23 protein-coding genes and 1 pseudogene are annotated in these 26607 nt (G+C 40.1%); 11 read left to right on the forward strand and 13 right to left on the reverse strand.

Features of this window, described 5'->3' with window-relative positions:
• On the reverse strand, window positions 1–855 hold the full coding sequence (locus tag LEP1GSC199_RS16915; protein WP_039927234.1) for an EboA domain-containing protein: 855 nt from the start codon (window positions 853–855) through the stop codon (window positions 1–3).
• Between the two features lie 210 nt (window positions 856–1065).
• Here LEP1GSC199_RS16915 and LEP1GSC199_RS16920 point away from each other — a divergent pair, with 210 nt between their 5' ends.
• The 3 genes from LEP1GSC199_RS16920 to LEP1GSC199_RS16930 all read left to right on the forward strand — a co-directional run bounded on the left by LEP1GSC199_RS16920 (window position 1066) and on the right by LEP1GSC199_RS16930 (window position 4406).
• The gene (locus LEP1GSC199_RS16920) at window positions 1066–1623 is read left to right on the forward strand and encodes a DUF1415 domain-containing protein (protein WP_002988213.1); all 558 of its coding nucleotides are present in this window, start codon (window positions 1066–1068) and stop codon (window positions 1621–1623) included.
• A gap of 129 nt (window positions 1624–1752) precedes the next feature.
• Window positions 1753–3573: an alginate export family protein gene (locus tag LEP1GSC199_RS16925; RefSeq protein ID WP_002988221.1), complete on the forward strand. Its 1821-nt coding sequence runs from the start codon at window positions 1753–1755 to the stop codon at window positions 3571–3573.
• 149 nt (window positions 3574–3722) lie between these two features.
• Window positions 3723–4406, forward strand: a complete 684-nt coding sequence (locus LEP1GSC199_RS16930) for a hypothetical protein (RefSeq protein WP_002988150.1) — start codon at window positions 3723–3725, stop codon at window positions 4404–4406.
• A 20-nt stretch (window positions 4407–4426) separates the two neighbouring features.
• Here LEP1GSC199_RS16930 and LEP1GSC199_RS16935 read toward each other — a convergent pair whose 3' ends face one another.
• A complete protein-coding gene (locus LEP1GSC199_RS16935) occupies window positions 4427–5206 on the reverse strand; it encodes a TetR/AcrR family transcriptional regulator (protein WP_002988303.1) in 780 nt (259 codons plus the stop codon).
• A 48-nt stretch (window positions 5207–5254) separates the two neighbouring features.
• On the opposite strand from LEP1GSC199_RS16935, the gene LEP1GSC199_RS16940 reads away from it, so the two are divergent.
• Entirely contained in the window at window positions 5255–6214 is a 960-nt protein-coding gene (locus LEP1GSC199_RS16940) for an NAD(P)-dependent alcohol dehydrogenase (protein ID WP_002988335.1), read from the forward strand.
• 66 nt (window positions 6215–6280) lie between these two features.
• On the opposite strand, the gene LEP1GSC199_RS16945 is transcribed toward LEP1GSC199_RS16940, so the two are convergent.
• From LEP1GSC199_RS16945 to LEP1GSC199_RS16960, 3 genes are all read right to left on the reverse strand, one after another.
• A complete protein-coding gene (locus LEP1GSC199_RS16945) occupies window positions 6281–6562 on the reverse strand; it encodes a hypothetical protein (RefSeq protein ID WP_039927206.1) in 282 nt (93 codons plus the stop codon).
• A gap of 81 nt (window positions 6563–6643) precedes the next feature.
• Window positions 6644–7471 (reverse strand): PAQR family membrane homeostasis protein TrhA, encoded by an 828-nt coding sequence (trhA, locus tag LEP1GSC199_RS16950; RefSeq protein WP_002988039.1) that lies wholly within the window; start codon window positions 7469–7471, stop codon window positions 6644–6646.
• A gap of 417 nt (window positions 7472–7888) precedes the next feature.
• Complete coding sequence (locus LEP1GSC199_RS16960; RefSeq protein WP_039927210.1) at window positions 7889–8227, reverse strand: EF-hand domain-containing protein; 339 nt, start codon at window positions 8225–8227, stop codon at window positions 7889–7891.
• 225 nt (window positions 8228–8452) lie between these two features.
• On the opposite strand from LEP1GSC199_RS16960, the gene LEP1GSC199_RS16965 reads away from it, so the two are divergent.
• Window positions 8453–9643, forward strand: a complete 1191-nt coding sequence (locus tag LEP1GSC199_RS16965) for a serine hydrolase domain-containing protein (protein ID WP_002988258.1) — start codon at window positions 8453–8455, stop codon at window positions 9641–9643.
• 80 nt (window positions 9644–9723) lie between these two features.
• On the opposite strand, the gene LEP1GSC199_RS16970 is transcribed toward LEP1GSC199_RS16965, so the two are convergent.
• Window positions 9724–11472 carry an acyl-CoA dehydrogenase family protein gene (locus LEP1GSC199_RS16970; protein ID WP_002988311.1) on the reverse strand — a complete coding sequence of 583 codons (1749 nt, stop codon included), beginning with the start codon at window positions 11470–11472 and terminating at the stop codon, window positions 9724–9726.
• Between the two features lie 10 nt (window positions 11473–11482).
• Window positions 11483–13480, reverse strand: a complete 1998-nt coding sequence (locus LEP1GSC199_RS16975; RefSeq protein ID WP_002988141.1) for an oxidoreductase — start codon at window positions 13478–13480, stop codon at window positions 11483–11485.
• 125 nt (window positions 13481–13605) lie between these two features.
• On the opposite strand from LEP1GSC199_RS16975, the gene LEP1GSC199_RS16980 reads away from it, so the two are divergent.
• Together LEP1GSC199_RS16980 and LEP1GSC199_RS16985 are read left to right on the forward strand one after the other, a co-directional pair.
• Complete coding sequence (locus LEP1GSC199_RS16980) at window positions 13606–14256, forward strand: TetR/AcrR family transcriptional regulator (RefSeq protein WP_039927212.1); 651 nt, start codon at window positions 13606–13608, stop codon at window positions 14254–14256.
• A 281-nt stretch (window positions 14257–14537) separates the two neighbouring features.
• Window positions 14538–15929, forward strand: coding sequence for a hypothetical protein (locus tag LEP1GSC199_RS16985; protein WP_232420819.1), 1392 nt, complete (start codon window positions 14538–14540; stop codon window positions 15927–15929).
• Window positions 15930–15932: 3 nt separating this feature from the next.
• Here the strand turns inward: LEP1GSC199_RS16985 and LEP1GSC199_RS16990 are convergent, their stop codons facing one another.
• Both LEP1GSC199_RS16990 and LEP1GSC199_RS16995 read right to left on the reverse strand, forming a co-directional pair.
• A complete protein-coding gene (locus tag LEP1GSC199_RS16990) occupies window positions 15933–16592 on the reverse strand; it encodes a TetR/AcrR family transcriptional regulator (RefSeq protein ID WP_002988224.1) in 660 nt (219 codons plus the stop codon).
• A 96-nt stretch (window positions 16593–16688) separates the two neighbouring features.
• Window positions 16689–18842, reverse strand: a complete 2154-nt coding sequence (locus LEP1GSC199_RS16995) for a neutral/alkaline ceramidase (RefSeq protein WP_039927214.1) — start codon at window positions 18840–18842, stop codon at window positions 16689–16691.
• Between the two features lie 414 nt (window positions 18843–19256).
• Here LEP1GSC199_RS16995 and LEP1GSC199_RS17000 point away from each other — a divergent pair, with 414 nt between their 5' ends.
• Window positions 19257–21359, forward strand: a complete 2103-nt coding sequence (locus LEP1GSC199_RS17000) for a cellulase family glycosylhydrolase (RefSeq protein ID WP_002988308.1) — start codon at window positions 19257–19259, stop codon at window positions 21357–21359.
• On the opposite strand, the gene LEP1GSC199_RS17005 is transcribed toward LEP1GSC199_RS17000, so the two are convergent.
• Window positions 21360–22196, reverse strand: coding sequence for an SDR family oxidoreductase (locus tag LEP1GSC199_RS17005; RefSeq protein WP_002988254.1), 837 nt, complete (start codon window positions 22194–22196; stop codon window positions 21360–21362).
• 54 nt (window positions 22197–22250) lie between these two features.
• Entirely contained in the window at window positions 22251–23024 is a 774-nt protein-coding gene (locus LEP1GSC199_RS17010) for a helix-turn-helix domain-containing protein (RefSeq protein WP_002988294.1), read from the reverse strand.
• Window positions 23025–23254: 230 nt separating this feature from the next.
• On the opposite strand from LEP1GSC199_RS17010, the gene LEP1GSC199_RS17015 reads away from it, so the two are divergent.
• Window positions 23255–24241, forward strand: coding sequence for an LLM class flavin-dependent oxidoreductase (locus tag LEP1GSC199_RS17015; protein ID WP_002988071.1), 987 nt, complete (start codon window positions 23255–23257; stop codon window positions 24239–24241).
• Window positions 24242–24361: 120 nt separating this feature from the next.
• Window positions 24362–25390: an extracellular catalytic domain type 1 short-chain-length polyhydroxyalkanoate depolymerase gene (locus LEP1GSC199_RS17020; protein ID WP_002988026.1), complete on the forward strand. Its 1029-nt coding sequence runs from the start codon at window positions 24362–24364 to the stop codon at window positions 25388–25390.
• A 51-nt stretch (window positions 25391–25441) separates the two neighbouring features.
• Here LEP1GSC199_RS17020 and LEP1GSC199_RS17025 read toward each other — a convergent pair whose 3' ends face one another.
• Window positions 25442–25858 (reverse strand): winged helix-turn-helix transcriptional regulator, encoded by a 417-nt coding sequence (locus LEP1GSC199_RS17025; RefSeq protein WP_002988271.1) that lies wholly within the window; start codon window positions 25856–25858, stop codon window positions 25442–25444.
• A 172-nt stretch (window positions 25859–26030) separates the two neighbouring features.
• Here LEP1GSC199_RS17025 and LEP1GSC199_RS17030 point away from each other — a divergent pair.
• Window positions 26031–26393, forward strand: a pseudogene (locus LEP1GSC199_RS17030) (SDR family NAD(P)-dependent oxidoreductase); the annotation flags it as partial.
• 9 nt (window positions 26394–26402) lie between these two features.
• Here LEP1GSC199_RS17030 and LEP1GSC199_RS17035 read toward each other — a convergent pair.
• A partial coding sequence (locus LEP1GSC199_RS17035) for an IS30 family transposase (RefSeq protein WP_002988011.1) occupies window positions 26403–26607 on the reverse strand: 205 nt, incomplete at its 5' end.

A 26607-nucleotide genomic window follows, 5' to 3' on the forward strand; every position in this document is an offset into this window, starting at 1 on the left:
TTATTCGGGTATGGACTCTAATTTAGACCAATCCAACTCTCCATTTTGTATCGATAATTTTAAGTCTGGGTATTTCGATAATAACGAATGAACCTGGGGATTTGTAGATTCAAAACAAACAATTGCTGCAACTTCCCTTTCCGTTTTCAGTTCAGATGCAAATAACCTTATGAGTTTGGGAGACATCGATTCATCTGCAAAGGGAGCCACAAGTCTCCAAATTTGGAGAGGCATTTTTCGACCAGCAGCCGTACGTTCACTGATAAAATCAGAAACGGCAACTGCGAGTTCTTTGTTTTTTCGCCTTTCGATTCCGTAAATCCAGTGAATTGGTTTTCCATTAAAAATTGTTTTTAATACAAGTTGGTTCCACGCAAGTTCTGGAAAATAAAGTTCTGGATAAGGATTTAATAGTGCAATGGCATCAAATACAAATCCCATATTGGAGCGCACTGCATCCGTGGCCCTTGGCAACCATTCCCAGGGATAAGGAAGAAGTGGCAATGCTGAATACAAAGCAACAAGCTCATTTAACTCTGCTGTGTCAAATAGGGTATCTATATTTTTAATAAACTGTTCTTTGTCCTGCGCAGGAAGATGCAACAACAACCAAACGCGCGATAATCGAATCAAATTCCAACCATCCACTTGAAATCCAACCTGATGGGGGATCAAACTTCCCTTAGATTTAGAATCATAAGTAACAATCTTTTTTGATAAAAATCGAGGTGCCGCCACAAATGCGGTCATCAAATCCAAAACATTTGATTGGACTTTTTTTTCTAACCACTCGCGTTCTTTTTCCGTGGTTTGTTCAAAAAGGAATTGAGTTAAATTTGTGGGAATGTCTATCATAAGAATCTGATAATTGAAAACTTCTGACGCAGACGTCACTTCGTAAATCAAATATTCGATTCCCAACTCTCTTTCCAAAACAATTGTCAAATTTTAATGATGATTTCCTTAAAATAAAAATCGAAGGTTCATAACTTAGATTACATTCGTTTCCATTTAATGGATATTGGTAATTCGGTATATTTCGAAAACAAAAAGGAAATTCTCTGAATGTCCACGGAAAGAGATCTAACAAACGAAGAAGAAATTTTATTCAAAACCAAAGAATGGGTTTTAAAATCTGTGATCGGACTCAATCTATGTCCTTTTGCAAAACCCACATACCAAGCGAATACAATTCGTTATATTGTGAGTGACTCAAAAACAAAAAAAGAATTACTCATCCATCTAGAATCAGAATTACAATTTCTAAAAGAAACCGATCCTCTCATCACCGAAACCACCCTCCTGATTCATCCTTATGTTCTGGAGAATTTTTTAGACCAAAATGATTTTTTAGACGATACCGATTTTCTCTTAAATCGATTGGATTTAGATGGCATCATTCAGATTGCAAATTTCCATCCGCAGTTTCAGTTTGCAGAAAATAAGATAGACGACATAACCAACTTCGTTGGCCGATCCCCATACCAAACATTACATTTGTTACGTGAAGATAGCATCAGTCGCATTGTTGACTCTCATCCAAATATTGACAGTATTTTTGAAAACAACAGAAAAACGTTAAAGAATCTAGGACATGTAGGCTGGAAGAAACTAGAACCCTGAATAAGGTGTTCCAACCTGCTAAATAAATAATTTCTTCCATAAAAAACTAGGATTCCCACTAACTAATAAATATTAGATTTGAATGTTGTAACGATCTGTATCCACTGGCTCAAACATAGGTGGTATCAAATGTACGTTCGCAATCATCGGATCATTATAGGCCTTATTTCGCTCGGGATTTTCCTATCGCCTTTGGCAGCAGAGTTGGACGCACAGTTCATCACTCCTGTTAAAAAAGAAGTTCCTGAAACTCCACAACCTCCTCCTACGCCACCACCGCCCCCTCCTCCTCCAGAAGAGCCGGCAGAATACGTGAGCCCGATGAAAGGCAATTTAACGGGGGAATATTTAAAAAGCCTGCAAGTCACCGCCAAACAAAGAAAGGCGCTACAAGAGAATACAAATCTTTGGTTTGCTGATCGTTTCCGAGTTGGTTTGGGTATCCGACCGAAAGCTGATTCACTTTATAATACTGACTTTGACAAATCAACACCTGACAATCGCAATACGGTAAGTAACCAAACACAATTTTATCTCATTGGGGATTTATCTCCAAACATTGCCTTTAAGTTAACCCTTCAGGATGTTCGACTTTGGGGCGGAGAAATCGTTAATGGATCTTCCGACCAAAAGTTAGGCGTAATTCCCAATTCCGGAAATTTAGTCGATACCACCAAACAAAAAGAAGTTCCTCTTAATAATTATACAGGCTTTCGGGAAGCATTTTTGGATTTAAAAACTACCAATCAAATGTTCCGAGTAAGAACGGGACGCCAAATCCTAGACTACGGGGACGGAAGGATTGTAGGTTCCAGAAACGATAGTTTGAATGGAAACTCGTTTGATGCCATTCGAACTACCATTACCATTCAAAAACAAAGTTTAGATTTTTTTGGTGCCATCATTGGATCGGAAAATAATTCCAATAGTATGGTTTCCAACAATTCTACTCGTGTTGGCGGAACGGGAAATGCCTCTTACTATGGTGCTCATTATGGATTCAAACCCTGGGAATGGTTAGGAATTGAATTGTATAACTTCACACTTTATAAACAAAAACAAAAAGCCACAAATACAACAGTCAATTATGGTTCGGACATTTATTACCGAGGACCAGACCAACTCAACACTTCAGGATTCCGCCTAACAAATCGTACAAAAGGAAATATGATCGCAAGCGAAACCGGGATTGACTGGATGGTCGAAGCCGCTTGGCAAACTGGATTTACAGGCGAACGAGTCTCACCTGATTGGCTAAACCAAACCGGCACCTACTCAACCGATAAAAAAACAGGACAGGCACCGCCTCTTTCTTCACCTGTCCAATACAAATCAAACATTGTTGCCGTCCAATTAGGATACACTCCAGTAAAAGAGTTTCGGATTGGAGTTCAATATGTCCAGGCCTCTGGAGATCCCAATCGAAATGACGGAAGTGTAGGTACTTACAATCCGCTATTTGCCACAAGAAGGATGGCCGGTGGAGGACTACCTTTCGCCGGTAATGGTAACTCGGGAATGGTTTTCTGGCAAAACATCAAAGACTATTCAATCAACATAAAATATGAATCTGCCAAATGGGGAACTTTTATTCTAAACCCTCACTGGTATTATAAAGTTAAACTTCAAGATGGTTACTACGATAACAACAATTATGTGGCCGGAAGTAAGGCTACAGGAGAAACCGCCTCTACAGAAGACTATTATAACACGGAAGCTTATAATCCTAATCGGCCCAAACTAGGAAGGCATGTAGCAACGGAAATTAACTTTATATATATTGTTACACCTTTTGAAAATGTTTCGTTCTGGTTTGGAGCCAGTTCCCTCTATGCTGGAGAAGCTATTCGAAATCAAAAGAACAATCCGTATGAGACAGATCCATACCATAGATACGATTTAAAACCTAACTCTAGCTATTTTACAATCCAGAGTGTGTTTGCAATTTAGTTTTTTTAGAAAATCTTTTTATAGTTTTTAACCCAGAGTGCGGCATACCGCACTGGGTTTTGTTTGTATCTGGTTTTCTTAACATTTATTGTTGACGTTTCTACTGAAATCTCGATTTCTAATATGAACTAACAAAAATCAGGACAAAAATGAGAACACTTGCCATACTCACTCTCGCAATCACATTGTTCAATTGCAGAATCAAACCAGATATTTTACCAAATTCCTCCAACCAATCATCTGCAATCGCATTTGAACTCATAATCCCTAAAACTTTAATGGGCCATTTTTACCCAGAAAGGGTTTTGTTAGTCAAACTTGACAAATCGAAAAAGAATATTAGTGAATTACAAATAATTGAAACGAATTTTTTCTCACAAAGACGTTATTATGTTTTGAATATTGAACCAGGTGATTATGCTTTTGTCGGTGCACACGTTCACGAAAAAGACGTTCAGACGCAAAAAGAAGCAAATATTTATTACATATTGGATCGGCAAAATCTTGAAAAATCAAAATTCACAGTCAAACCAAACCAAATCCTAATATTAGGGAAGTATGTAGTAGATTTCAATAAAACAGCCTTGGAATTAGATCCTGACATGGACAACGTTGGAGAATCCATTATTGGAAGTTTTAAAACAAGTTTAACTGCTAAAATAGGTGCTGCCATTATCTCCACAGTCTTAACCGGTGGTGCTGACCAAACAGATACTTCTGGTTATGCTGGCTTTAAAGAAATCAATCAGAGCACAGAAATGATTGAGGAAATTAAAAAACAAACAAAATTGGATTTAGAGGAAACAAGGTGGTCCTCAATTCCAATTCAATAAAAATTTGACCAAATCTCTGTTCATTTAATTAAATGAGGAGGTTTGTCTAAACCATCTAAAATTAAATCTAAACCAAAATCAAACTTATGGAGTCCATTGTATTTTCCTGATATCACCTCTTTGGTTAAATTGCTGAGATAAGGATAGGGACTTGATTCCAAAGTTGGCAAAAATCCTTCTGCTTTTTCTGCATACTCATCAGGTTGGAATGGAAAATTCAATTCTTGTAATATAAAACCATAAGTATGGCTATCGATTGTATTGATAATGTGGTCGGCAGCTTGTAACGAAAATCCAGCGGAATGGAGACATCCAAGTGTAGCATCAAAGTAAGATAACATTGCTTTCCCTGTGTTGATTCGAGATACAATCAACATGGGGACCCAGGGATGTAAAACCAGGATTTCACGAGCAGACCTTGCTCTTTTTTTCATTTCCCTTTTCCAATCACCACCTATCCTTGGTAACGTGATCTTTGAAACCACTAAATCCACCATTTCAGCCAAAAGTTCATCTTTGTTTTTCAGATGATTGTATAAAGACATCGCTTCGACACCCAACCGAAGTGCCAAGTTTCGCATCGACAACTCTTCCAATCCAGACTCATCAGCAAGTTGGATCGCCACCTTCAAAACAAGTTCTTTCGAGAGAGTCTTTCGTTTTTTTACGTTAGCTTTTTTGAGATTTTTGCTTGGTTTATTGCTCTTTTTTTTATCCATATTACTTGGCCTCTCCCTTGTATCATAAAATCCACTATAAATCCATTCTAAAAAACAAAACAGATAAGAAATAAATTTCATTGACATACTTACAGTGTAAGTGTAAAACTCCAATCAGGAGTAAAACGATTGAAAGTCATCACTGCAAGAAAGTATGGTACCCCAGAAGTACTTCGATTAGAAGAATGGGAAACACCTTCTCCAAAAAAAAATGAAATCAGAATCAAAATTTATAATACCTCTGTAAATTCGGCTGATTGGCGTCTTCGTAAACCTGATCCCAAACTCGTTCGATTGTTTTTCGGAATCACCAAATTAAGGCAACCCATCCTCGGAGGATCCATCTCAGGTGTGGTCGATGCTGTTGGAGAAAACGTTACCAAGTTTCAGGTGGGAGACAAAATTTTTGGATCCACGGGTTTACGCATGGGAGCATACGCCGAATCCATTTGTTTACCGGAATCTTCAGTAATCACGATTCTTCCAAAAGAAATGTCTTTTCCGGAAGGTGCTACCTTACCTTTTGGAAGTTTAACTGCCCTCGACTTCATTCAAAAATGTAACCTACAAAAAAACCAAACCATCATTATATATGGTGCCTCCAGTTCTGTGGGTACTGCTGCCATCCAATTGACAAAACATTTTGGTGCCATTGTAACAGCTGTTTGCAGTAAAGGAAATTTCGAATTAGTCAAATCTCTCGGTGCGGATTTTGTTATGGATTATGAAGGGTTCCACTCCGAATCGCATAACAAAACTTATGATGTTGTATTTGAATGTGTAGGTAAATCTTCAACTCCCTCCAACCTAAAACATCTTACCCAAGGAGGAGTTTTGGTTTTAGTGGGAGCTTCTTTTAAAGATATGTTTCAAGCAGCATGGATTTCCTTAACCAAGAAAATTAATATCAAATTTGGACCAATTGCAGAGACTTTAGAGAATTTGAATTTTTTAGCGGAGTTAACCAAAAATGGAACCTTTAAAGTGGTGATTGATAAGTCTTATCCTTTAGAAGAAATGGTGGAAGCTCACCGTTATGTAGAAGCTGGGCACAAAAAAGGGAATGTAGTGATCAATATCACGGTCTAACTAAAGTTTAACTATAATAAACAAAAATCCTACCGCAAATCATTGCGGTAGGTCATCACAAATGGTTTAATTGATTTTTTTGGTTTTGTTTTGTTTTACTGTTTCCATAAAGGTTAGATCGTTATAAGAACGATCCACTTTACAAACCTTTACATTGGCTGCGGTAGAACAAGAAGCAGTACCGGAAATTTTACAACCTTTTGCTTCGCAGGCCTTTCTGTCCTTTCCTCTACACTGTTCGCAACCGTTGGTACTTCCGTTTCCACAAAGAAAACAATCTTCTGCTACCAATGTGGTAGAAGCCAAAACCGTCATCAGCATAAAGCTAATCGTGACCAATGTTCTCATATTATCTCCTTCTTATCTGTTCGAAAAAACAGCAAGAGGATGAATTCTATCGGAAGTCAATAAATTGACAAACTCATTTTTCTATTTTGGAATGGGTGGTAACACGTAAAATAGAATCGCAAAAAAATGACAAAGACTTCCGCTTAAAACAAATAGATGCCATATAGCGTGATTAAAAGGTAACCTGTCCCATAGGTAAAATATAACACCCACAGTGTAACTAAGCCCACCTGCTACTAACCAAGAAATTCCCCCAACTCCAATTGCTGTTCGAATGTCTTTGACAACAAAAATGGCAAGCCATCCCATTAGGATATAAACTACAACGCGAGCCCCACTGTATTTGCCTGGAAACAATAACAATAATAGAACTCCAGCAAAGGCAAGGATCCATACGATAAGAAATAGAGTCCAACCCCACTCTGAATGCTCACGTAAACTAACAAGCGTAAATGGAGTGTAAGTCCCTGCAATCAAAAGATAGATTGATGCATGGTCTATCACTTTAAAGATACGTTTTGTAGCGGAATGATAGATTCCATGGTAAAGAGTGGAAGCAAGATACAATAAAATGAGTGTGGCCCCATAAATGGCAGAACTAACAATATGCCAAATATCACCATAGAGAACAGCCATCGTCAATAGTAGAGAAAGTCCGGCAATACTCAAACCCCCACCAATCCCATGAGTGACAGCATTCGCAATTTCATGGCCGATGGAATACTCGTGAATGGTATCAATGAGTTCTGTCACAGTTGGATTCGATTCCATAGCCAACACTGGCTTTAAATCAGGTGAGGATTGTTTGGTTATATTTTTTGGTTTGGATTTAGTAATTTGTTTGTTTACCGGTTTTGAAGTACGGGTCGCTTTTTTTGCGGGATTGGCTTTTGACTTTTTCGCTTTCATAAGATGATTGTTACACCAATCAAGATCGTATTTTTTTAACTCGTCAACCGAAAGAAACAATATGGATCAATCAATTTGTAGACCTCGTAGATTACTTGCCATTAGTTTCTATCAGCATTGCCGCTCTTGGTGCCTTTTTACCATTTACAAAAATAGAAACCTATTTCGGACTTGTGCCTCCGCCGATGGAGTTTTATGCAATTTTAGCGTCTATGGTTGTCATTTATCTTATGGTAGAGGAAACTGCGAAAAGGATTTTTTATCGTTTCCAGAGTAGAAAGTAAAATCCAAAGCGCCAGGGATCGAAGTGGAAATCCTTTGCACGGATGTGCAAAGATTGAAACGGAGAGCCCGATCGGATCCTCATTTAAATTATGATGAACCATCCAATGCGAGGCGCCCCAATCCTAATAGATGTTATTCGGAAGTTTTTTTCTTCTTATCGTCTTTTTTCTTTTTGGCTTCTTTGGCCTTGTCGTTCATCTCTGATTTTTTCTCTTCTCGTTTTTCCATACGAGCAGATTTCATCTCTTCTAAAGTTACAGATCCATCTGCATCTTTATCGATTTCGGTAAAAAAACCATCATGGAATTTTTGCCATTCTTCCTTAGAGACTTTGTTATCGCTGTTGGTATCCATTTTTTTGAAATGATCCCCTGCCATCGCATTTTTTCCATGGCCATCGTGGTCGTGAGCAAAAACAGATGCCGTCAAGAGGAAAGCAACACTTGTAAAGATAGTTAAAATTTTTTTCATAAAAAACCTCGGCCTAACCTTAGAGGGATTTTTTTTTTCGTCAAGACCTTAGTTTATATTTTTTAGTCAAAATCAAAGCACAGAGAAGAGAGATAGGCGAATGATAAATTCCCGGTTTTTACAAAAGAGAGGTTCTACAATTTACCTTCGTCTTTTGTAGATTCATTTAGATTTTTGTATCCAAACTTTCAATCTATGTTACCATTTCTAAATTCGATTTTGTGGATGAAACCATTGAAACAGAAAATTTATCTTACTCTCACATCTCTTCTTTTGGTTTTTTGGATTTCCTCTCCGTTAAAAGCAAATCCCTTATCTACTGAGGATTGCCCTATCCCCATAATGGATCAGGATTGGCAAATTAGTAATTCCATCGATACGGGATTTGATCAAAAGAATTTTTGTCATTTAGCCAGAGAGATTGGATCGGAGGAAAGCGAACTGCATTCCATTGTGATCGAACGACACGGAAAATTGGTCACCGAAGTATACAACACGAGAAAGGATAAACCATTTAACAAACGCTATGGGCTTAGGTTTCCTTTCGATGGAGAGACCGCCTTCGATTCCAACACCTTACATGATGTACGTTCAGTGAGTAAATCAGTAACCTCTTTACTTTTTGGAATTGCGATTGATAAAAAAATAATAGAAGGTGTGAACTTTTCTGTTTTATCCTACTATCCGGAATTATCCATTCCTAGTGACGACCCAAGGATTGAGATCACCTGGAAACATCTCCTAACAATGAGTAGTGGACTAGATTGGGAAGAATGGAGGTTTGGGTTTTTATTCAGTGATGAAACAAGGCTCCTTTGGAAAATGGACATTCCTGGTTTTGTTATGGATCGGGAAGTCACAAAGAAACCGGGAAGTAAATTCAAATACAATGGAGGAGGAACATCGCTACTTTCTGATATTTTAATAAAGAAAACAGGTAAATCTCTTACTGTTTTGGCAAAGGAATGGTTGTTTGATCCCTTAGAAATCCAAAACTTTGAATGGGTAGAAGACCGAAATGGAAGAGCTCTTGCCCATGCCGGTCTACGACTAAGACCAAGGGACATGCTAAAATTAGGAAGGCTTATTTTAAATCAAGGGATTTGGAAAGGAAAACAAATTATTTCAAAACAGTGGTTAGATGAATCATTATCGCGACATATTGATTCTGATGTTACTCTATTCCGAAAAGATAAAAAGTCTTTAGGTTATGGATACCAGTGGTGGCTCGGTGAAACCGTTCTCGGTGAAAGGAAAATTCCTTGGTCTTTGGCCCTTGGAAACGGTGGGCAACTGATCTTTGTAATCCCCTCTTTGGATATGACGATAGTCACTACGGCCGGTGGTTATGGAGATCCAACTTCCATCCAAAAGACAATCGATTTAGTCGAAAATATCCTAACAACCGTAAAGTGAAAGAGTCACAATAAGGCCAGACTCAGTTTGAGATCTTGGCCTTAGGTTAAGGCTTGCGCAGAGGATTTAAAAAAATCCCCTTATCCAAAATTCTGAATTCGATACAAACAAGATTGAGCAATCGCAGCACTGTCGATGACATAGGCGAGGCAATCTTTTTCCCAAACTTCTTTTATATTGGAATCAGCGATTTTGAAAATCGCTTTTTCATATAACAGACTGCAAAGATACCTAGACATTTGGATCATTAAATTCTCTGCAACGGTTTCCTTTCTTGTTTCCTCTTGAATGCCACGCATTTCACGAATGGCTTCTTCTAAAACACGTTCTTGTTCTAAGAGAAATTGCGACGGTGTTGGAATCTCTGCTTTTAGTGAATTTAAATACTTTCTGAAATTTCCGTCCCCTGCCATACCCGCAAGGATGGCTCCTGTCGCAATTCGCACATGGATTTGGCTTGTACCTTCGTAAATAGTGTTAATCCTTGAGTCCCGAAACATGCGAGAGATATCATAATCTTCTGTGTAACCAGCACCACCAAATACTTGTACGGCGAGATTTGCACATTTATGTCCTTCCTCAGAACTATAGTATTTTGCCATAGGAGTGAGAGTGGAAGCTAAAGTGGACCAATATTTAACCTTTTCATCTTTTCTGATCTCTCTATCGTCTTTGCCGGCTTTTTCCATTCGAATTTGGTGGTGTTGGTACATATCAATCACACGAGCCGTTTCGAGAGTGAGTAGTCGCATAGCATTGGTTTCGCGTTTGATTTTATGGATCATTTCCGCAACGGCCGGAATTTCTGCGATGGGTTTTCCAAACTGTTTTCTCTCATTGGCATACTTGACACATTCATAATATCCCGCAGCTCCACCACCACAACCACCAGAAGCACTCACAAGACGCATAAAGTTAGTCATCCCTGCTGTATACCGGGTAAGCCCGAGGCCTTCCTCTCCGAGAATCTCACCATAAGTATTTTCATAGACAATTTCGCAAGTCGGAGAGGCATGAATCCCCATCTTCTTTTCAATCCCTGCGACAAATACATCTTGGCTTTTGACAATGAATACCGACAAACCTCTGGCTCCACCCTCGGATTTTCCCGTGCGAGCTAAGGTAAGAAGGAGTGCGGGATTTTCTCCCAAACCACAACCTTGAGAGATAAATCGCTTAGTTCCAGTTAGTCGATAGCTTCCATCTTCTTGTTTTACCGCAACGGTTCTTACATTATTAAGATCCGATCCGTAATCAGGTTCAGTGAGTGACATGGCAAACAAACATTCTCCAGTGGCAGCTTTGGTGGCATAGGTTTCAATCTGTTCGGGTGTTCCAAACCTCGCCACAATTTGAGCTAAGTTGAGTAAGGTGGTTGTCATACAAAAAGAAACATCGGCCCGTGCCATAAGCATGGCATAGAGCGCACCTACTGTCGCAGGAAAAGCAAGGCCCCCAGCCTCTCTCGAAATGGAATAGGCCATAAGGCCGGTATTTCTAAATTTTTCATAAATCTCTATCGTTTCTTTGGGAAAAATGACCTTTCCATTAGAATATTTCAATTCATTGCGATCCATGGTTTGGGATTTTTGAGACACATCCTTTCCGAAAAAATCTCCCATCGCATCCAAACTGGAAGTATACAACTCCATAGCTTCTTCTTTTGTAGAAGGAGCCATTTCAAACCTTGGGTTTTTAGTTTTAATGAATGTTTGGTGGTCAAAAAAGCCTTCCCCTTCTGTTTCCCGAATGATAGAATCCCAGTCGAGAAGTTGGTTAAAAATTACCTGTAAATCGGTATCCTCTGAAAAATAATTATTTGCGATCATGTTTTTTCTCCTAATTAATGCTATGTGCTGCTTCTAAACCTTCAAAAAAGGCTCGTTTGGCATCGATGTTTCTTGGATCCTTGGCTCCACCAATGACTATGGTTGGTTTGTTCGGATATTTGTTTTGGAATTCCTCTAAAAGTGAAGTTTCTTTTTCTTGCCCCACACATAAGATGATGGAATCACAAGGATACAAAAATTCCTCTCCGTTTTTTAATTCGACTTTGAGACCCTCTTTTGTCACTTCTTTGTATGTCAGTCCATGAAAGAACTCAACTCCCACTGATTCTAACTCTTGTTTGAGTGCCCAAAAGGTTGTAGGCCCAAGGCCTGCTCCATGTTTTCCATTCCGACGAAACACTGCCACATCCCTTTTGGCCTTTTCTTTTTGTACGCCTGCATCGGTAAAGGAACTGATATTGTACTTCTTATCATAAGAAGCAAGGGTCGGATCCTCTTCTTCTGTCAATCTATGTGCCACATCCACACCAATCCCTCCTCCACCGATCACAGCCACTCTTTTGCCTGGTTGAAACTTTCCAGTGAGATACTCAGTATAGTTTCCAGAGGGAAGATTTTCTAGTCCTTTTAAGGAAAACTCTCTTGGTTTCACACCACTTGCAAAAATTGTAACATCTGGATTTTCTGTTTCTAACAATGTTAGAGTTGCTGTTGTATTCAATCGTATATCAACACCTAAAGCAGGAAGTTCATTGGAAAAATAACGGATGGTTTCTTTAAACTCCGACTTACCAGGAATATGCGAAGCTAATTGGAATTGTCCCCCAAGCACATTTGCTTTTTCGATCAAAGTAACTTTGTGACCAAGACTTGCACTGGCACGGGCCGCTTCAAGTCCAGCAGGACCTGTTCCAATGATAAGAACTTTTTTAGGGTCTTTTACTTTTGGCTTTGTAAATTCTAATTCATTAACTGCTTCTGGATTTACGATACAAGAAACGGATTTTTCTTGGAAGGCATGGTCAAGGCAAGCCTGGTTACAAGCAACACAAGTATTGATTCGATTTGACATACCCAATTGGAATTTTTTAACAATGGAAGGATCAGCTAAAAATGGCCTTGCCATGGAAATGATATCTGCCCTATTCTCATCGAACACTTGTTGCATGGTAATAGGATCATTCACTCTGTTGGAAGCAATGATTGGAACACCAGGTGTATTTTCTTTGATACGACTTGCAATGGAAACCCATGCTCCTCTCGGAACCAGTTGGCTTATGGTTGGGATTCTTGATTCATGCCAACCAATACCTATGTTGAGTGCAGAAACTTTCTCATCGCGTAAGGTTTGTGCAAGCTCCACTACTTCTTCAAAGGTTGGATTTCCTGGAATGAGATCAATTCCAGACATTCGAAAAATCACAGGAAATCCTTCGGGTAATTGTTTTTTTACCGCACGCACTACTTCGATAGAAAGGTTAATTCTCCGTTTAGAGTCTCCGCCAAAATAATCATTTCGTTTGTTTGTGACGGCAGAAAAAAATTGGTTTAAAAGATACCCTTCACTACCCATAATTTCCACGGCTCCAAAACCAACTTCGCGGGCAAGTTTTGCTGCTTTTCCAAAATCTTCTACTGTATTCCAACATTCTTCTTCGGAGAGTTCTTTTGGAACATAACGGTTGATTGGTACTCTGATAGCAGAAGGAGCCACACAAGACCTACTCGCAGCATACCTTCCTGCATGAAATAACTGGGCACACATTGTCCCCTTTCCTTTTAGGAGTGAGTTCATCTGTTCTAATTCTTTTGCATGTTCTGTATTTTGGATGTTAAAAAAAGTATGAGAGCCCTTTCCAACTTCATTCACACTGATCCCACCTGTGACAATGAGTCCCACTCCTCCCTCAAATCGTTTGCCGTAAAATGCAGCCATACGATCGGCAGTTCCCGTTTCTCCTTCCACACCGAGATGCATAGATCCCATAATGAACCGATTGGGAAGGGTGAAATTGCCAAGAGAGATGGGTGAAAAAGCTGTATTCATTCTGACTTAATCCTCATTTGAATTAATTTACCATTGGTAATATTTTGGAAAATTGAGGCAAGCCATAAATTACCACCGGTAAATAACTACTGGCAATCTAAAGCGTAACAGCTAAAAATGGGGAAATGGCAGTGGCGAAAAAAAAATCCTCACAGAAGAAACCCATGGGGGTGGGCCGACCTTCCAAAGAAAACGGGATGAACGTTAGAGAGGCTCTTATCCAAGCCGGAGTGGACTTACTCGAAAATACTTCTTTGGAAGAAATTTCTCTTCGTAAAGTAGCAGCAAAAGCCGGCGTAAGCCATGTTGCCAGTTACCATCATTTTGAAAATAAACATGCGCTTTTTGCAGCGATTGCCGAAATCGGATTCCAAAAGTATTTTGAAACCTACCAAAAAGAATTAGAAAAAACGGACCAGGACTTCAAAGGCAGATACCGTGCCCTAGGATGGACCTATTTTCAATTCATTATGACAAACAGACAGTTCGCAAGGATTATGTTTGGTGGGACAGGAGTGGATGTAAAAACCCACCCAACGCTTTTGGCTGTCTCCAGGAGGACCTATCGCCAGTTACACGAAATCATTCGTATGGGCCAAAATCTTGGGCATTTAGAGAAAGGGAAGACAAGAGAAAAAACCCTGGCTTCTTGGGCCATGATCCACGGAATTGCTATGTTGTTTTTAGAAGGGCGTTTGCAGATGAAAAACGATCTGAATGAGATGGAAAAATTCATCCAAACTGTCACCGAATATGCTTATATTGGTATGAAATGAACCTTGGAACCGAATCGCAAAACAAACGTTGGTAGAGATAAAAAAGCGAGAATTATGTCTCTTAATTTTACCAACAAACAATGAACATTCGGTAGCGTATAGAATGTTCGAAAGGAAACAAAGGAAATTCATTGCTCATTGGGTAAAAAAAAGATAAACTGACCTGCATTGGTTATTTTATGCGAAACAAAAATGTATTCCTAAAAGTCCCTAGACTACTTTTTTTCTTTCTGATATTAATACAGTTCCATTGTTTACTAAACCCAATCGTCAGAGAGATTTTGGATCTCGACCTATCTAGAAAAAATGACAAACTTCGAGATATGGGATTCCTACTGAGTTTACTTACGGGCACGGGCCCCAGGGCCACGATCACTCCTTCCGTAGGAAATATAATTCTATCCAATGCGCAAATCCTTGTGGTTTTCAACCGGTCAATGAATCCAAGCTCAGTTTCAGCAAGTTTGGGAACCCAACTCACACAAATTTGGTCTGATACAAATTCTACCAATGATACGGTGACCCTTTCCGGATCCATTCCCACGGGAACCCTTCCTTTTCTGCTGGATGCCAGTGACTCATTGGGACTTCGAATGACAACCGTTACTGGCTCTTATACAGTCCTAACGTCCAATACCAATTTATACTATGTAAGTACCAATGGAAATGATGGAAATATGGGCACATCGATAGGAAGTCCCAAACTCACGATTGCTTCTGCAGTTACAGGAGCTACTGCACCCGCGGCCATTCTCGTTTCTGCGGGAGACTATTTCATTACTAAACCCGCAATGCCGAGTATTGTCCTTACAGAAACTGTCTCACTCTATGGAGGGCTTAGTACTGATTTTTTAAACCGCAATCCATCTCAATACATTACGATGGTGGCCACAATAGACTCGAACTTTATCACTGATACTTATACAATGATTGCAGGAGCATCCATTACCCCAAATACGGTCGTCGATGGATTTACAATCCGAGCTCCTTCCAATCCCAATGCTAGTGGAATGTCCATGGCGATTTCCTGTTCTTCTGGTTCTCCGACCATCACAAACAACCGACTCGAAGGTGGGGCGGTGAATCTAGCCATGTCCGCGGCCATCTTAGTTTCGGCTTCCTCTCCACTCATTGCAAACAATCTCATTATGGGAGGAACTTCAGCGACTTCTTCTTCTTTCGGAATTTTTATCCAAAACATTTCCGCACCGATTATTGTTTCTAATACCATCCAAGGGGGGAATGCACCTGTTGCTTCTGCACATGGAATCTATAATGCTCCGCAAGTAAACACTCCATCCATCATAGGGAATACTTTTTTTGGCGGAACGGGAATGATTTCCTATGCATTGAACACAAGTCCGCCTTCCAATCCCACTGTGACTAACAACAGTATGGATGGAGGAGCAGGGATTACCAGTAGAGCAGTCTATTTTCCAGGAGGTGTAGGAAATTTGGGCAATTACCAAAATAATACACTCTTTACTACCGGTGGAACGAATCGGTATTGTGTGTATGAAGCAGGCGGAACCAATCCTTTCATCTTTAATGGAAACCGTCTCTTTGATTGTCCGACGGCTCTCTACTTTGATGAAGGTACAACTGCCATTACTGATATAGGAACTGTGAATGGCGGGACAGTGAACGGCTCCACCTATTCTGGAAATTTCTAAGTTCTACTTAGGTTCGCAAACTTCGGGTAGATAATTCTTTAGATAAGAGATGGTGGCTTTTTTAGTTTCCCCTACCATCCATGGTGTGAAGTCTCCATAGGTTCTGTAGGAATGTTTGAGTAGTGAATCTGCAATGGAAAAGGCAACTCCAAAGATTTGGTCTGCTTGTTCTAATTCCGGTAAAACAAACCGGTCCATAAGACCTAACTTCGCTAAGTTCGCAAGTTTTGCATCCAACTCTTGGCCTACTTGGCGCATTTCAGGATTACTCATTCGGTATCCATAAATCAAACGTGGAAAAGCAATTTCTTTATTGGTCACTTCCACTGCTACATCAATAGAACGTTCAATGTAATGCTCCCAACTAACAAATGTTTCTCTTCTTAGTAAAATTGATTTTTCAATTAGGCTTTCTGAGTGTAATAATCGGATTCCATGGAAGATGGCTTCTACATTGGGAAAAAAATGATAAGCAGAGGGCCTGGGGATATTTGCCTCTTTGCAAATGTCAGCAAAACTAATCTCTTCGGGAGATTTTTCCCGGAGAAATTCCAAAGCAATTGTTAACAATTGTGTGCGTCTGTTTCTCCCTTGTTTGCTTGTAAATTTAAAAGGCCTAGAGGCAAGGTCAGGAGATAAGGATGCGTCTACCAATTTATCCATAGTACGAGCCTTACGTAGAATCTAACCCAGTCAACCCCGATGTAAAAGAAAAATACCTGACCTTCTTTAAGGGCCAGGTGAATGATCGTTCAGATATTACTGCACTGTGAAATTGTTTGTGACTCCTTGGTAGGCGCTAATGGCTCCCGTCCATCCCGACTTCCAATGGCCTCGGTGGCGGATGCGGTAGGTTCCCGATGGGAAGGAACTAGTTTTCCAAGAAACGTTGATTTTGGAATTGGCAACTCCGTCTCTTTGCCATCTGTAGGTAGTGGATGGATCATAATCCCGTGCCACCACAGTCCATGTGGATCCATTTTGTTTTTCTACATCCACAAAGCTACTTCCGATGAGCATATTGTTTTTTGGATGTCCACCCCAGAATACGGCATTGACAGTAGCGCCACTGCTATATGACGCAGAGGGTTGAGTGACAACACTTCCAAAACTCTTAAAGAGAGGAACATCATCAAATACAACGCCTGTTTGGAAAGTTGCTTGGTTGTTCGTTAGATCCGCTGGTGTTGGACCCGCAGGAGAGGCACTTCCGTTTCGCATAGCACTCGCTAACTTCCCAAATTCTTGTTCATATCCAAAAAGTGTGTTTGGTCCAAATTGAGTGGAAGCTCCTTCATACTGTTGGGAAGAGTATTCTTCTTTTGTTGTTAAATACGAAGTATAAGAATTGGAAAGCCCAGCAATCACAGTGTATTCGTTTTCTAATACATTTTTCACAAGAGAACGAAGCCTGCGTCCAGCCATTGTAGATACTTCCGCTGGAATCGCAAGGATCGCTAGGTTCCCAATTTTTATGATCTGCATAGGGATCACCGGTGGTGTCCAAGGATTCCCATCGAAACTAGCAACCCCTGTAGGAATGAGGACAGGTTTTTCCGCATGGCAAAGTTTATATGCTTCACTTGTAGAAGCCGGCCAGAGAACCCCGAGAAAACCGCCAAGGAAACTAGACTTAAAGGCATCCGCCGTGTTTGTATTCCAATCCAAAGAATCAACAGTGGTTCCTTCGTCAAAAAAATCCATTGAGACTGCATTGTCTTCCACACTACCAGCAGAAAAGGAAGCTCCCATTCCCGCAGGACAAGTGGTAGTTCCTACACTACTCACATAAAGATTAGAGAAGTTAACATAGGTATGACGGAAGTCCACAGAACCCGTCAATTGTGTGTTGGCACTTGAATAAAGAGACTGAGCTTTGTTGAATTGTTTTTCTCCGATGATGTTTTGACGAGCATAGTCGTTCACACCATCCGCTGGACCCCATAGGTTCGGAGTCACATCTCCTGCATTCGACTGAGCAAAGGCAGCCACAAAAGTTTGGTTTGCGGAATAATTAGCTCCTTTCGCCTTTTCAAATAAATAAGAAGCATAACCTTTGTTATCCCCTCCAATCAATTTGTTTGTTGGACCAACGTTTGTGGGGTGGACAGCAAACCAGTTTACCATTCCAAGTTCCCGACCATCGGCCGCAACCAGTTTCAATAGAGTCATGGTTTGGTCTACATTGGAAGAATAGTAACTTCTTTCTGCCGCTGGGTTTTTATCATAAGCAACGGCAGAACGGTTTTGACTCGCATCAGTGAGATTCCCTTGGTTGATGTATACATTTCCGGGAACTAAATTTTGGTGAGCTAGTTTAATGGAACGATAGATTCCATCTACAATCACATCAAAGTTTTCTTTGATAAAACCAGCTGTTGTGGCGTTATATAAAAAATAATGAGAATATCCTCCAGGTCCACTATGAGTGTGAGTTGCAGAGAGGAGAACATTGGCCTGATTGTAATAAGGAGATAGTTCCGAATCCAATGCAATCTTTCGACTTACTGCTTGTTTGATGGATTGGAAAACCATTCCTAAGTCAGCGCTCACAAACACCACTCGTTTGGATTCGTCTCCAATGATATAGGCCCTTGACCAAAGGCGCATATAAATCCCTTCTGTTTTTTGCGCTGATTCGGCAAAACCCATCATACCTACTTCCGCTGCAGGACCTGTGATGTCATAAATCCCAGCACCAACAAGATAAGGGGAGGAACCGAGTGATGGTGCGACGGCACGACTCACACTAGTTGTGCTCACTGAATCAGAACTAGCGGTGTCGGAAGCAGCAGAGCTCACGAGACCGAGGATGGGTGACGGGGACGATTTCTGGTCTGAACAAGTCAAAACCAGAAAACAACAAACAATGGTTAAACCCAAGTGCACTCGGGAATCTCTTTTGGAATTCATATATTCTCTCTCCGAATCTAAATTTCTAAATGAAATCTTTTTCGCATTTATCCCCGGGCCGGGGGGATTTAATTCAGGCCAAATTCGAACATGAGTCTAAACGGTGTTAAAAATATGGCAACAAAAATAATCGACAGATGTCGGTTTTTATAGACCAGCGTTCAGAATTTCACTACAAAAGGAGCGTGACTACCCTAAAGAATTCCACGGATTCTGACAAAATGGACCTTTCTTCTGGAAGGAGTCGCGGAAAAACGCATCCTTACATCAGAACAAAACAGATCCTCCCTTCTATTTTTAAACGTGAATCCATATTTATGGAAATTTGATGGCATTTTTTAATCGACAATTGTCGGCTAGTATGACCCAAGTGGCCAGAGTTCCTTTTCCCAAGGAATGCGAAAGAGAGGATCTATGAAATCAAAAGGAAAATCCCAAACCTTCTATGGGGCTGTCACCACAGTCCTATTGTCTATTGTATCTTGTGCTCCCACAAAGGATTCACAACCTGCAGCCCTTGCCCTCCTCCTACCCAGTGCCAGCGTTGTTTCAGAATCAAGTGGCCCCGGAACGAGTCTTTCCACAAGGTCTCTAGTGACAGCCAGCTCCCTTCATAGTTTGGATTATAGTCTTAGCTCAAACGATAGGGAGATTTTGATTTCTGAAAAAACAAACAACCAATTCACAGACCAGATCTTTGTAGATGGGCTCGGCCGCGAAGTTTCTTTCCGAGGTTTTAATATCTCCGGAAATATGAAACTAGCACAACACGGATTTAAACCTTTTGTGAATGATTCTGATGCTGAGATCGCTCTTACAAGACTTGGCAAAACCACAGGATCCAATCTCATTCGTTTTACTATCGCCTGGGAAGGAGTCCATCCGGGAGTTGATACCATTGATTATTCTTATTTAGATGCCGTCATCGCTCAGATGAAAAAAGCGACCGCCAAACGAATGTATATCCTTCTTGACTACCACCAAGATTTGTTCTCTCGCCATCTCTTTAATAAAAACTCTTGGCATACAGGAAATGGTGCTCCTGCTTGGATCACCAAAGGAGGAAGTTATCCTACGGAATACTGCGGATTTATTTGTGCCAGTTGGAGCCAAAATAATCTAACCAACGAAGCCGTCCGCCGGGCTTTTCGCAATTTCTGGAACAACGCCCCGCTTTCGACAACCCAAGGAACAAGGAATATGCAAACAGAGTTCCTCTGGCAAATTGCAAAAGCGACTTCCTATATTCGAGAAAATTTAACCGCAGAAGAGTTTTCCTATGTTTTGGGACTTGATCCTTTCAACGAACCTGTAGATGGGGGAATGGAAGGACTAACACCCGCTCAGTGGGACAACCAAAAACTTTGGCCTATGTACAAAAAAATACGAACCATCCTCAACCAAAATGGATGGGAAAACAAATGGGTATTTGCAGAACCTTTGGTATTTTGGAATACAAACATTGGTTCGGCGATAGCCCCAGCCACAGGTGGTGGCCATTTACTCACTCCCCCTGGCCCCGGTTTTGTATTTAACTCTCACTTCTATGATGCAGGCCGAATGGGTACTGACCTGACTGGAATTGATAATGCAACGTATTTTAAGTATTTAGATGAAATCAGAAAGGAATCTAGGTTTTTAAAAATCCCAGTTTTCTTAAGCGAATTTGGAATGTGGCTGAAAGGAACGGGTGCCAAAGATACAGCCAGAATGATTAGTGCTGTTTACCAAGCCATGGAAGTATCCGATGGAAACCAAAGTTCGAAATCTAGGTTTGCTGATTTTTATAATCCCATTGTTTCAGGAACCCAGTGGCATTGGGATTATTATTACAACAACCATGCTGAGTACATGAATGGAAATCCTTCTAAACTCGTTACAACCAAAGATGCATGGAATGAAGAAGACTTCTCTGTTGTAGGAAATTATGGAACTAGTTTTAATTTAGATGAACGTGTGGTGGCTCGTGCTTACTTTCGAAAGTCTCAAGGCCGCGTGATGAGTACTCACTACAATACAGTGGGATCTGATACTTGGAATAAAGTGTTTTCTTGGGCGGCCATCAAACCTGGAAATACGGAAACCAAATACTTTGGTGACAAAAGGTTCCAACTCCTGATTTGGAAGGGAAGGTTTTCCGATGCACCTACAGAAGTCTATCTACCTTCTCATTTTGATCCCACAAAGACCATTCTGATTTCTGAAAAAAGAATTTATAACCAAGGCCTACCAAATTCACCAAACCAAGAACCAAACGAAGCCATTAGCGTTCCTGACAGAAATCGGGATGTTGGTTCGGGAAATATTGTCCATATTTGGGACGACTTGGATCTAGAGGAAAATCCAAACTCTTCTTACCATTATGTTTTGATTGTGGATGGCAACGGCAGTTCCTATTCAGCGCAAACCCTCCAAGAGATCCAATCCAAATTAAACACAAGGATTCTCTTGGAAGAAAAAAGTCCGCTGTATTTTACCGGGAAAATGACCTACAGTGGGTATCCCACCGAACAGTGACTAAATGGCTTTCTCGGGTAGTTTCCAAATTCCAGTTTCGGCGGTTTCCTTCACATAAGTCCGAAAGTCTTTTGGTTTTCTACCCAGAGCCAATTCCAAATCCTTGACTACCGATTCATTACGGCCGTCAAGGACAGTGCGAAATAGATAGTTTATGAGCCAAGTGGTGTCTTCTGGAAGTCCCCATTCTTTTAAGGTTTGGATGTAATCATCTAACGGCAATTCTTCGAAGGGAATGATTTGGTTGGTAACTTCTGCTATGGTTTGGAAGGCATCTTTGAAATTCCAAAGTTCAGGGCCAGTCAATTCATACAAACGGTTGCGATGTTTGTCTGTAATGAGTGACTCGAAAGCAAGATCGGCAAGGTCATCTAGATCCACAAACGGTTCGCTTGCGCTCACCCGAGGAAACAAAACAGGTCCTCCTAAGATCTGATCCAAAAACATTCCTTCACTGAAATTTTGGAAAAACCAACTCGCTCTTAAAATTGTCCATTCCAAACCGGAATTTTGTACCACTTGTTCACAGGCTCTCGCTTCGGGTTCTCCCCTTCCTGATAACAATACCAATCGTTTCACTTGGTTTTTTTTACAAACATCCACTAACTGCTGTATGGATGCGAGAGAAGATGGGACCGCTAAGTCCGGTTGAAAGCTGATATAAACTTGGGTCACTCCTTGAATGACAGATTCCCAATTTTCTGGTTTCAGCCAATCAAAGGAGGGCTTAGCGTTTCTTGATCCCAATCGAACAGGATAATCCAATTGTTTCAATCTGGATAGGATTCTAAATCCAGTTTTTCCGCTGGATCCAATGATGAGTGTAAATGGTTTCATACCATTCAGAATACAGGAAACTGTATTATAAAAATTGAACAAACCCGACAGAGTTTAAATTTTTTCGCGAAACCGAAATGGTCTTTGTTTGGTAAAGGTTTTGAATTGGCGAATGAAATGTGACTGGTCTGCATATCCACTGGCATAGGCAACATCGGTCAATTTAGACTTACTTACATCGTTTAACTCGTATAAGCTGGCTTGGAACCGAATGATGGTGGAAAATTGTTTGGGTGTAAGCCCCACATAATTTTGGAACCGCCTTTGTAAGGTCCTTTCCGAAAGTCCATGTTTTTTGGATAACTTTGCAATTTCACAATTTCCTTTGAGATCCAAAATCTCTTCCAAACAAGCATGTAAAATCAGATCTGGTTGAAACTTTTCTCCTTTTTTTAAAATAAAATCAATAAGTGCTTCTGCGGCTAAGGAAGAAGATTTACTATCTATCGCCAATTTAAAGTTAGGTTCCAAAACCCAATCTGAATAGGGAATGGTCCAACAAGAATTGGTAAGTTCCACTACTGGAATTTTTAAGGTTTCTTCTACGACTGCAGGAAAAAGTTGTGCCATCACAAAGAAAAACGGGCCTTCGATCTGAATGCGAATGGGTTCGATGGTTTGTCCATAAACAAAAACAGGATCCATCACTTTAGATTCTGAACCAACAAATACAGTCACTGGATGTTCAGAATGAAAAAATACAATTCCAGGAAAACCATCTGCATAAAATGGGAGATTCTTTGTTTCCTTAGTATCTGATTCAAATACAAATACTGAATGGATGAGTTTTTTATGATCAGGTTTTAGATTGGGTTGGGATACTTTCATATCATACTATGGGTATTGTCGTTTCATTCATCTACCAATCGGGAAAATCAGAAAAAAATCCATGAATGTCCTTAGACTATTCTTTTTCATCCTTAGGTAAATTTTTCTCTCCAAAATCTTTAATAGTTTTTGAGCCAACATAACAAGTGTATGTAATTTTTAAATATAAATCGTGAATTTAAATTTTTACCCATTTACACGTGAGAGGCGAAAAAGGGAATGTGTTCTTAATGGTGCAGTTATCAATTCTCGATCTAGTTTTTATCAACGAAGGCGATGGTCCAAGTATCGCTCTGGCAAATTCTGTGCGAGTCGCAAAGGAAGCAGAAGCCTTAGGTTACCACCGCATTTGGGTAGCAGAACATCATAACTTTCCCTCCATTGCCAGTGCCGCTACCTCTGTAGTGATTGGTCACTTAGCAGCACATACAAAATCCATTCGGATTGGAGCTGGTGGGATCATGTTGCCTAACCATTCTCCCCTTGTCATTGCAGAACAATTCGGAACCTTAGAAAGTTTGTATCCCGGAAGGATTGATTTGGGACTTGGAAGAGCTCCTGGAACCGACCAACTCACCTTACGTGCGTTACGACGTGACCCTATGAGTTCGCAACATTTCCCCGAAGACGTGAAGGAACTCCTCACATATTTTGAAGAAGATCATAACCAATTACAAGTTCGCGCGATTCCTGGAATGGGGACTCATGTTCCCGTTTGGATTTTGGGATCTAGTTTATTTGGTGCACAACTTGCTGCGATGCTTGGCCTTCCTTATGCCTTTGCTTCTCATTTTGCACCGGGAGCCTTAATGGAGGCCATTTCCATTTACCGAAAACAATTTAGGCCTTCTAAGTATTTGGACAAACCTTATGTGATGGTGGGTGTGAATGTCATTGCCGCCGAAACTGACATAGAAGCAAAATTTCTATTTACCAGCTCCCAACAGTCCTTCACTCGAATCTTAAGAAATAGCCGAGGAACCTTTCCCCCACCAATTGAGGATATAAACTCGTATTGGACAGAACAAGAAAAGGGAATCGCCTCACAAATGTTATCCTATTCAGTTGTGGGTTCTGCTGATACTGTAAAAGCAGGGATCACCAAGGTTTTGGAAGAAACAAAGGCCGATGAGCTAATGACAGTAACTTCTGTTTACGATACTGATGCCAAAATTCGGTCCCTAGAAATTTTAGCAAACTTAAAGATCCAAACATAGATTGTGAAAAGTTTAGAGAAATTCTTTTCGATCACCGAGGTTTTTTATAGGATAGTCGAATACGATGGAACTTTTAGTAAAAGATCTGGGTCGTATGCCTAGATTCTTTTGGAGGATCCTATGAAACTTAGATCCCAATTTCTTGTTGTTTTGCCCTTGGTATTACTTATTTTTACCACAGAATCTTGTTCGCGGGGTTGGTTACGCACAAAAATCAGAGAACGGTTCCAAAAAAGGATGGAAGAAAAACCAGCTCCCATTGCCTCTTCTGACCTAACGAAAAAAATCGAAGCACCAGGCGATTACACATTCACATTCTCTCATGGAGACATCCCTCGTTATTATAAAGTCCATGTTCCTAAATCTTATTCCATAAACAAACCGACCCCCCTTCTTCTCGTATTTCATGGGGGTGGTGGTGATATGGAAATCCAATCCAACGAAGAATACTATCACCAGATTTCTAAATCAGAAGAGAATGGCCATATCACTATCTTCCCGAATGGATATAGCAAATACAAATCCGGAAAAATTGCCACTTGGAATGCAGGCAACTGTTGCGCTGAGGCACGTGATAAAAAGATAGATGATGTTGGGTATGTGAAAGAAATTTTGAATCATGCCACAAAACAACTGCAAATCGACAAATCCAAAGTATACTCTACAGGTATGTCCAATGGGGCTATGATGTCCTACCGCCTAGCTTGTGAAATGACAGACCAATTGGCTGCCATCACTGCGGTTGCAGGAACAGATAACACGGTCGCTTGTAGTCCCACAAAACCAATTTCTGTATTACATATCCATGCCAAAGACGATGATAAAGTATTATTCTATGGGGGATCTGGATCTAGTTTCAAAGATAAGTCACTCGTAACAGATTTTGTGTCTGTACCGAAATCTATTTCCAAGTGGGTAAAATTTAATGAGTGTAATCCAACACCCAAACGAGTATTAGAAGCAGAAGATGTCACATGTGATGAATATAGTGAATGCAAAGATGGTGTGAAGGTAAAACTTTGTGTTACGGAATCAGGAGGACATTCATGGCCCGGTGGCAAAAAACCCTCACTATTCTTTGGTGGTGCGTCCCCTTCACAAGCAATCAAAGCCAATGATGTTATGTGGAATTTTTTTTCAGATAAGTAATTAGAATAAAAATTAGTGTGGTAATTAACAGCACACTAATTGATAAAAAAATTAAACACGATTGGTTTGCAGATTCTTTGACATCAATTTTACAAACACTTCTTTATCCTTTTTTACCTTTTTTAACTTTGTTTTTATATCTTTCGGAATCTCAAAATACTTTTCAGCCCAAATATAAATTTCGATAAATACAGGCATCAAATCGATGCCTTTTTGTGTTAATTTATATATAACTTTCACCTTGTTGTCTGGATGGCTTGATTTTTCGATGAGACCACCTTCTTCCAACGACTGAAGCCTGGATGCGAGAATATTCGTAGCAATTCCTTCCGGCGACTTCAGGAAATCTCCGTAGCTAGATTTGTTTGAAAAAATAATATCTCGAATGATGAGAAGCGACCATTTATCACCCCAAATATCAAGGGCGCAGCTAATCGGACAATCTGACCTTTTTTGATTCACTGGCATAAATTCATTTTATTAAATTACTTGCAAAAAACAAGTAATTTAATTTCATATTACTTGTTTTTTGCAAGTAATATGAGTCAAAGAATACGGAAGTAGAAAATTCTGGGAATGTTCTTTAAAGCCAAAAATTGCCTACTACTACAAAATTTTGATAGAACACGAGACAAAAACAATGAAACAAACAATTTTAATAACTGGTGCATCCTCAGGTATCGGACTTCTGATTGCCAACAAACTTCACGAAAGTGGGCATAGAGTGATTGGCACTAGCCGTAATCCAGAAAAACACAGTTCAAAATTACCCTTCCAATTATTAGAACTGGATATTTCTTCCGATAGTTCCATCGAATCCTTCACGAAGAGACTATTCAGCCACATTGATAAACTGGATGTTCTGATCAATAATGCAGGATATTTAGTTACAGGGTTAGCCGAAGAAACACCGATTGAATTAGGAAGAGAACAATTTGAAACCAATTTTTGGGGAACAGTAAAATTCACAAATCAACTCCTACCTTATTTTAGAAAAGATAGATTCTAAAGTTTAACGCAACACTTCCTTTATTTTTTCCGCGGGAGTTTTCCAGCCAAGCGTTTTTCTTGGACGCTCATTTAAAAGCTTTTGGACTCTTTTCAGTTCTTTTCTTGATATATCATTAAAGTCAGTTTTTTTAGGAAAGAAATCTCTTATTAGCATATTCGTATTTTCACAAGTCCCCCTTTCCCAAGGACTTCCCGGATGACAAAAA

The sequence above is a fragment of the Leptospira vanthielii serovar Holland str. Waz Holland = ATCC 700522 genome (assembly GCF_000332455.1).
GTDB classification, from domain to species: Bacteria; Spirochaetota; Leptospiria; order Leptospirales; family Leptospiraceae; genus Leptospira_A; species Leptospira_A vanthielii.

Coding starts and splice junctions, on each gene's coding strand:
- LEP1GSC199_RS16915 (WP_039927234.1), bottom strand. CDS start 855: ATGATAGACATTCCCACAAATTTAACTCAATTCCTTTTTGAACAAACC.
- LEP1GSC199_RS16920 (WP_002988213.1), top strand. CDS start 1,066: ATGTCCACGGAAAGAGATCTAACAAACGAAGAAGAAATTTTATTCAAA.
- LEP1GSC199_RS16925 (WP_002988221.1), top strand. CDS start 1,753: ATGTACGTTCGCAATCATCGGATCATTATAGGCCTTATTTCGCTCGGG.
- LEP1GSC199_RS16930 (WP_002988150.1), top strand. CDS start 3,723: ATGAGAACACTTGCCATACTCACTCTCGCAATCACATTGTTCAATTGC.
- LEP1GSC199_RS16935 (WP_002988303.1), bottom strand. CDS start 5,206: ATGAAATTTATTTCTTATCTGTTTTGTTTTTTAGAATGGATTTATAGT.
- LEP1GSC199_RS16945 (WP_039927206.1), bottom strand. CDS start 6,562: ATGAGAACATTGGTCACGATTAGCTTTATGCTGATGACGGTTTTGGCT.
- trhA (WP_002988039.1), bottom strand. CDS start 7,471: ATGAAAGCGAAAAAGTCAAAAGCCAATCCCGCAAAAAAAGCGACCCGT.
- LEP1GSC199_RS16960 (WP_039927210.1), bottom strand. CDS start 8,227: ATGAAAAAAATTTTAACTATCTTTACAAGTGTTGCTTTCCTCTTGACG.
- LEP1GSC199_RS16965 (WP_002988258.1), top strand. CDS start 8,453: ATGAAACCATTGAAACAGAAAATTTATCTTACTCTCACATCTCTTCTT.
- LEP1GSC199_RS16970 (WP_002988311.1), bottom strand. CDS start 11,472: ATGATCGCAAATAATTATTTTTCAGAGGATACCGATTTACAGGTAATT.
- LEP1GSC199_RS16975 (WP_002988141.1), bottom strand. CDS start 13,480: ATGAATACAGCTTTTTCACCCATCTCTCTTGGCAATTTCACCCTTCCC.
- LEP1GSC199_RS16980 (WP_039927212.1), top strand. CDS start 13,606: ATGGCAGTGGCGAAAAAAAAATCCTCACAGAAGAAACCCATGGGGGTG.
- LEP1GSC199_RS16990 (WP_002988224.1), bottom strand. CDS start 16,592: ATGGATAAATTGGTAGACGCATCCTTATCTCCTGACCTTGCCTCTAGG.
- LEP1GSC199_RS16995 (WP_039927214.1), bottom strand. CDS start 18,842: ATGAATTCCAAAAGAGATTCCCGAGTGCACTTGGGTTTAACCATTGTT.
- LEP1GSC199_RS17000 (WP_002988308.1), top strand. CDS start 19,257: ATGAAATCAAAAGGAAAATCCCAAACCTTCTATGGGGCTGTCACCACA.
- LEP1GSC199_RS17005 (WP_002988254.1), bottom strand. CDS start 22,196: ATGAAACCATTTACACTCATCATTGGATCCAGCGGAAAAACTGGATTT.
- LEP1GSC199_RS17010 (WP_002988294.1), bottom strand. CDS start 23,024: ATGAAAGTATCCCAACCCAATCTAAAACCTGATCATAAAAAACTCATC.
- LEP1GSC199_RS17015 (WP_002988071.1), top strand. CDS start 23,255: ATGGTGCAGTTATCAATTCTCGATCTAGTTTTTATCAACGAAGGCGAT.
- LEP1GSC199_RS17020 (WP_002988026.1), top strand. CDS start 24,362: ATGAAACTTAGATCCCAATTTCTTGTTGTTTTGCCCTTGGTATTACTT.
- LEP1GSC199_RS17025 (WP_002988271.1), bottom strand. CDS start 25,858: ATGCCAGTGAATCAAAAAAGGTCAGATTGTCCGATTAGCTGCGCCCTT.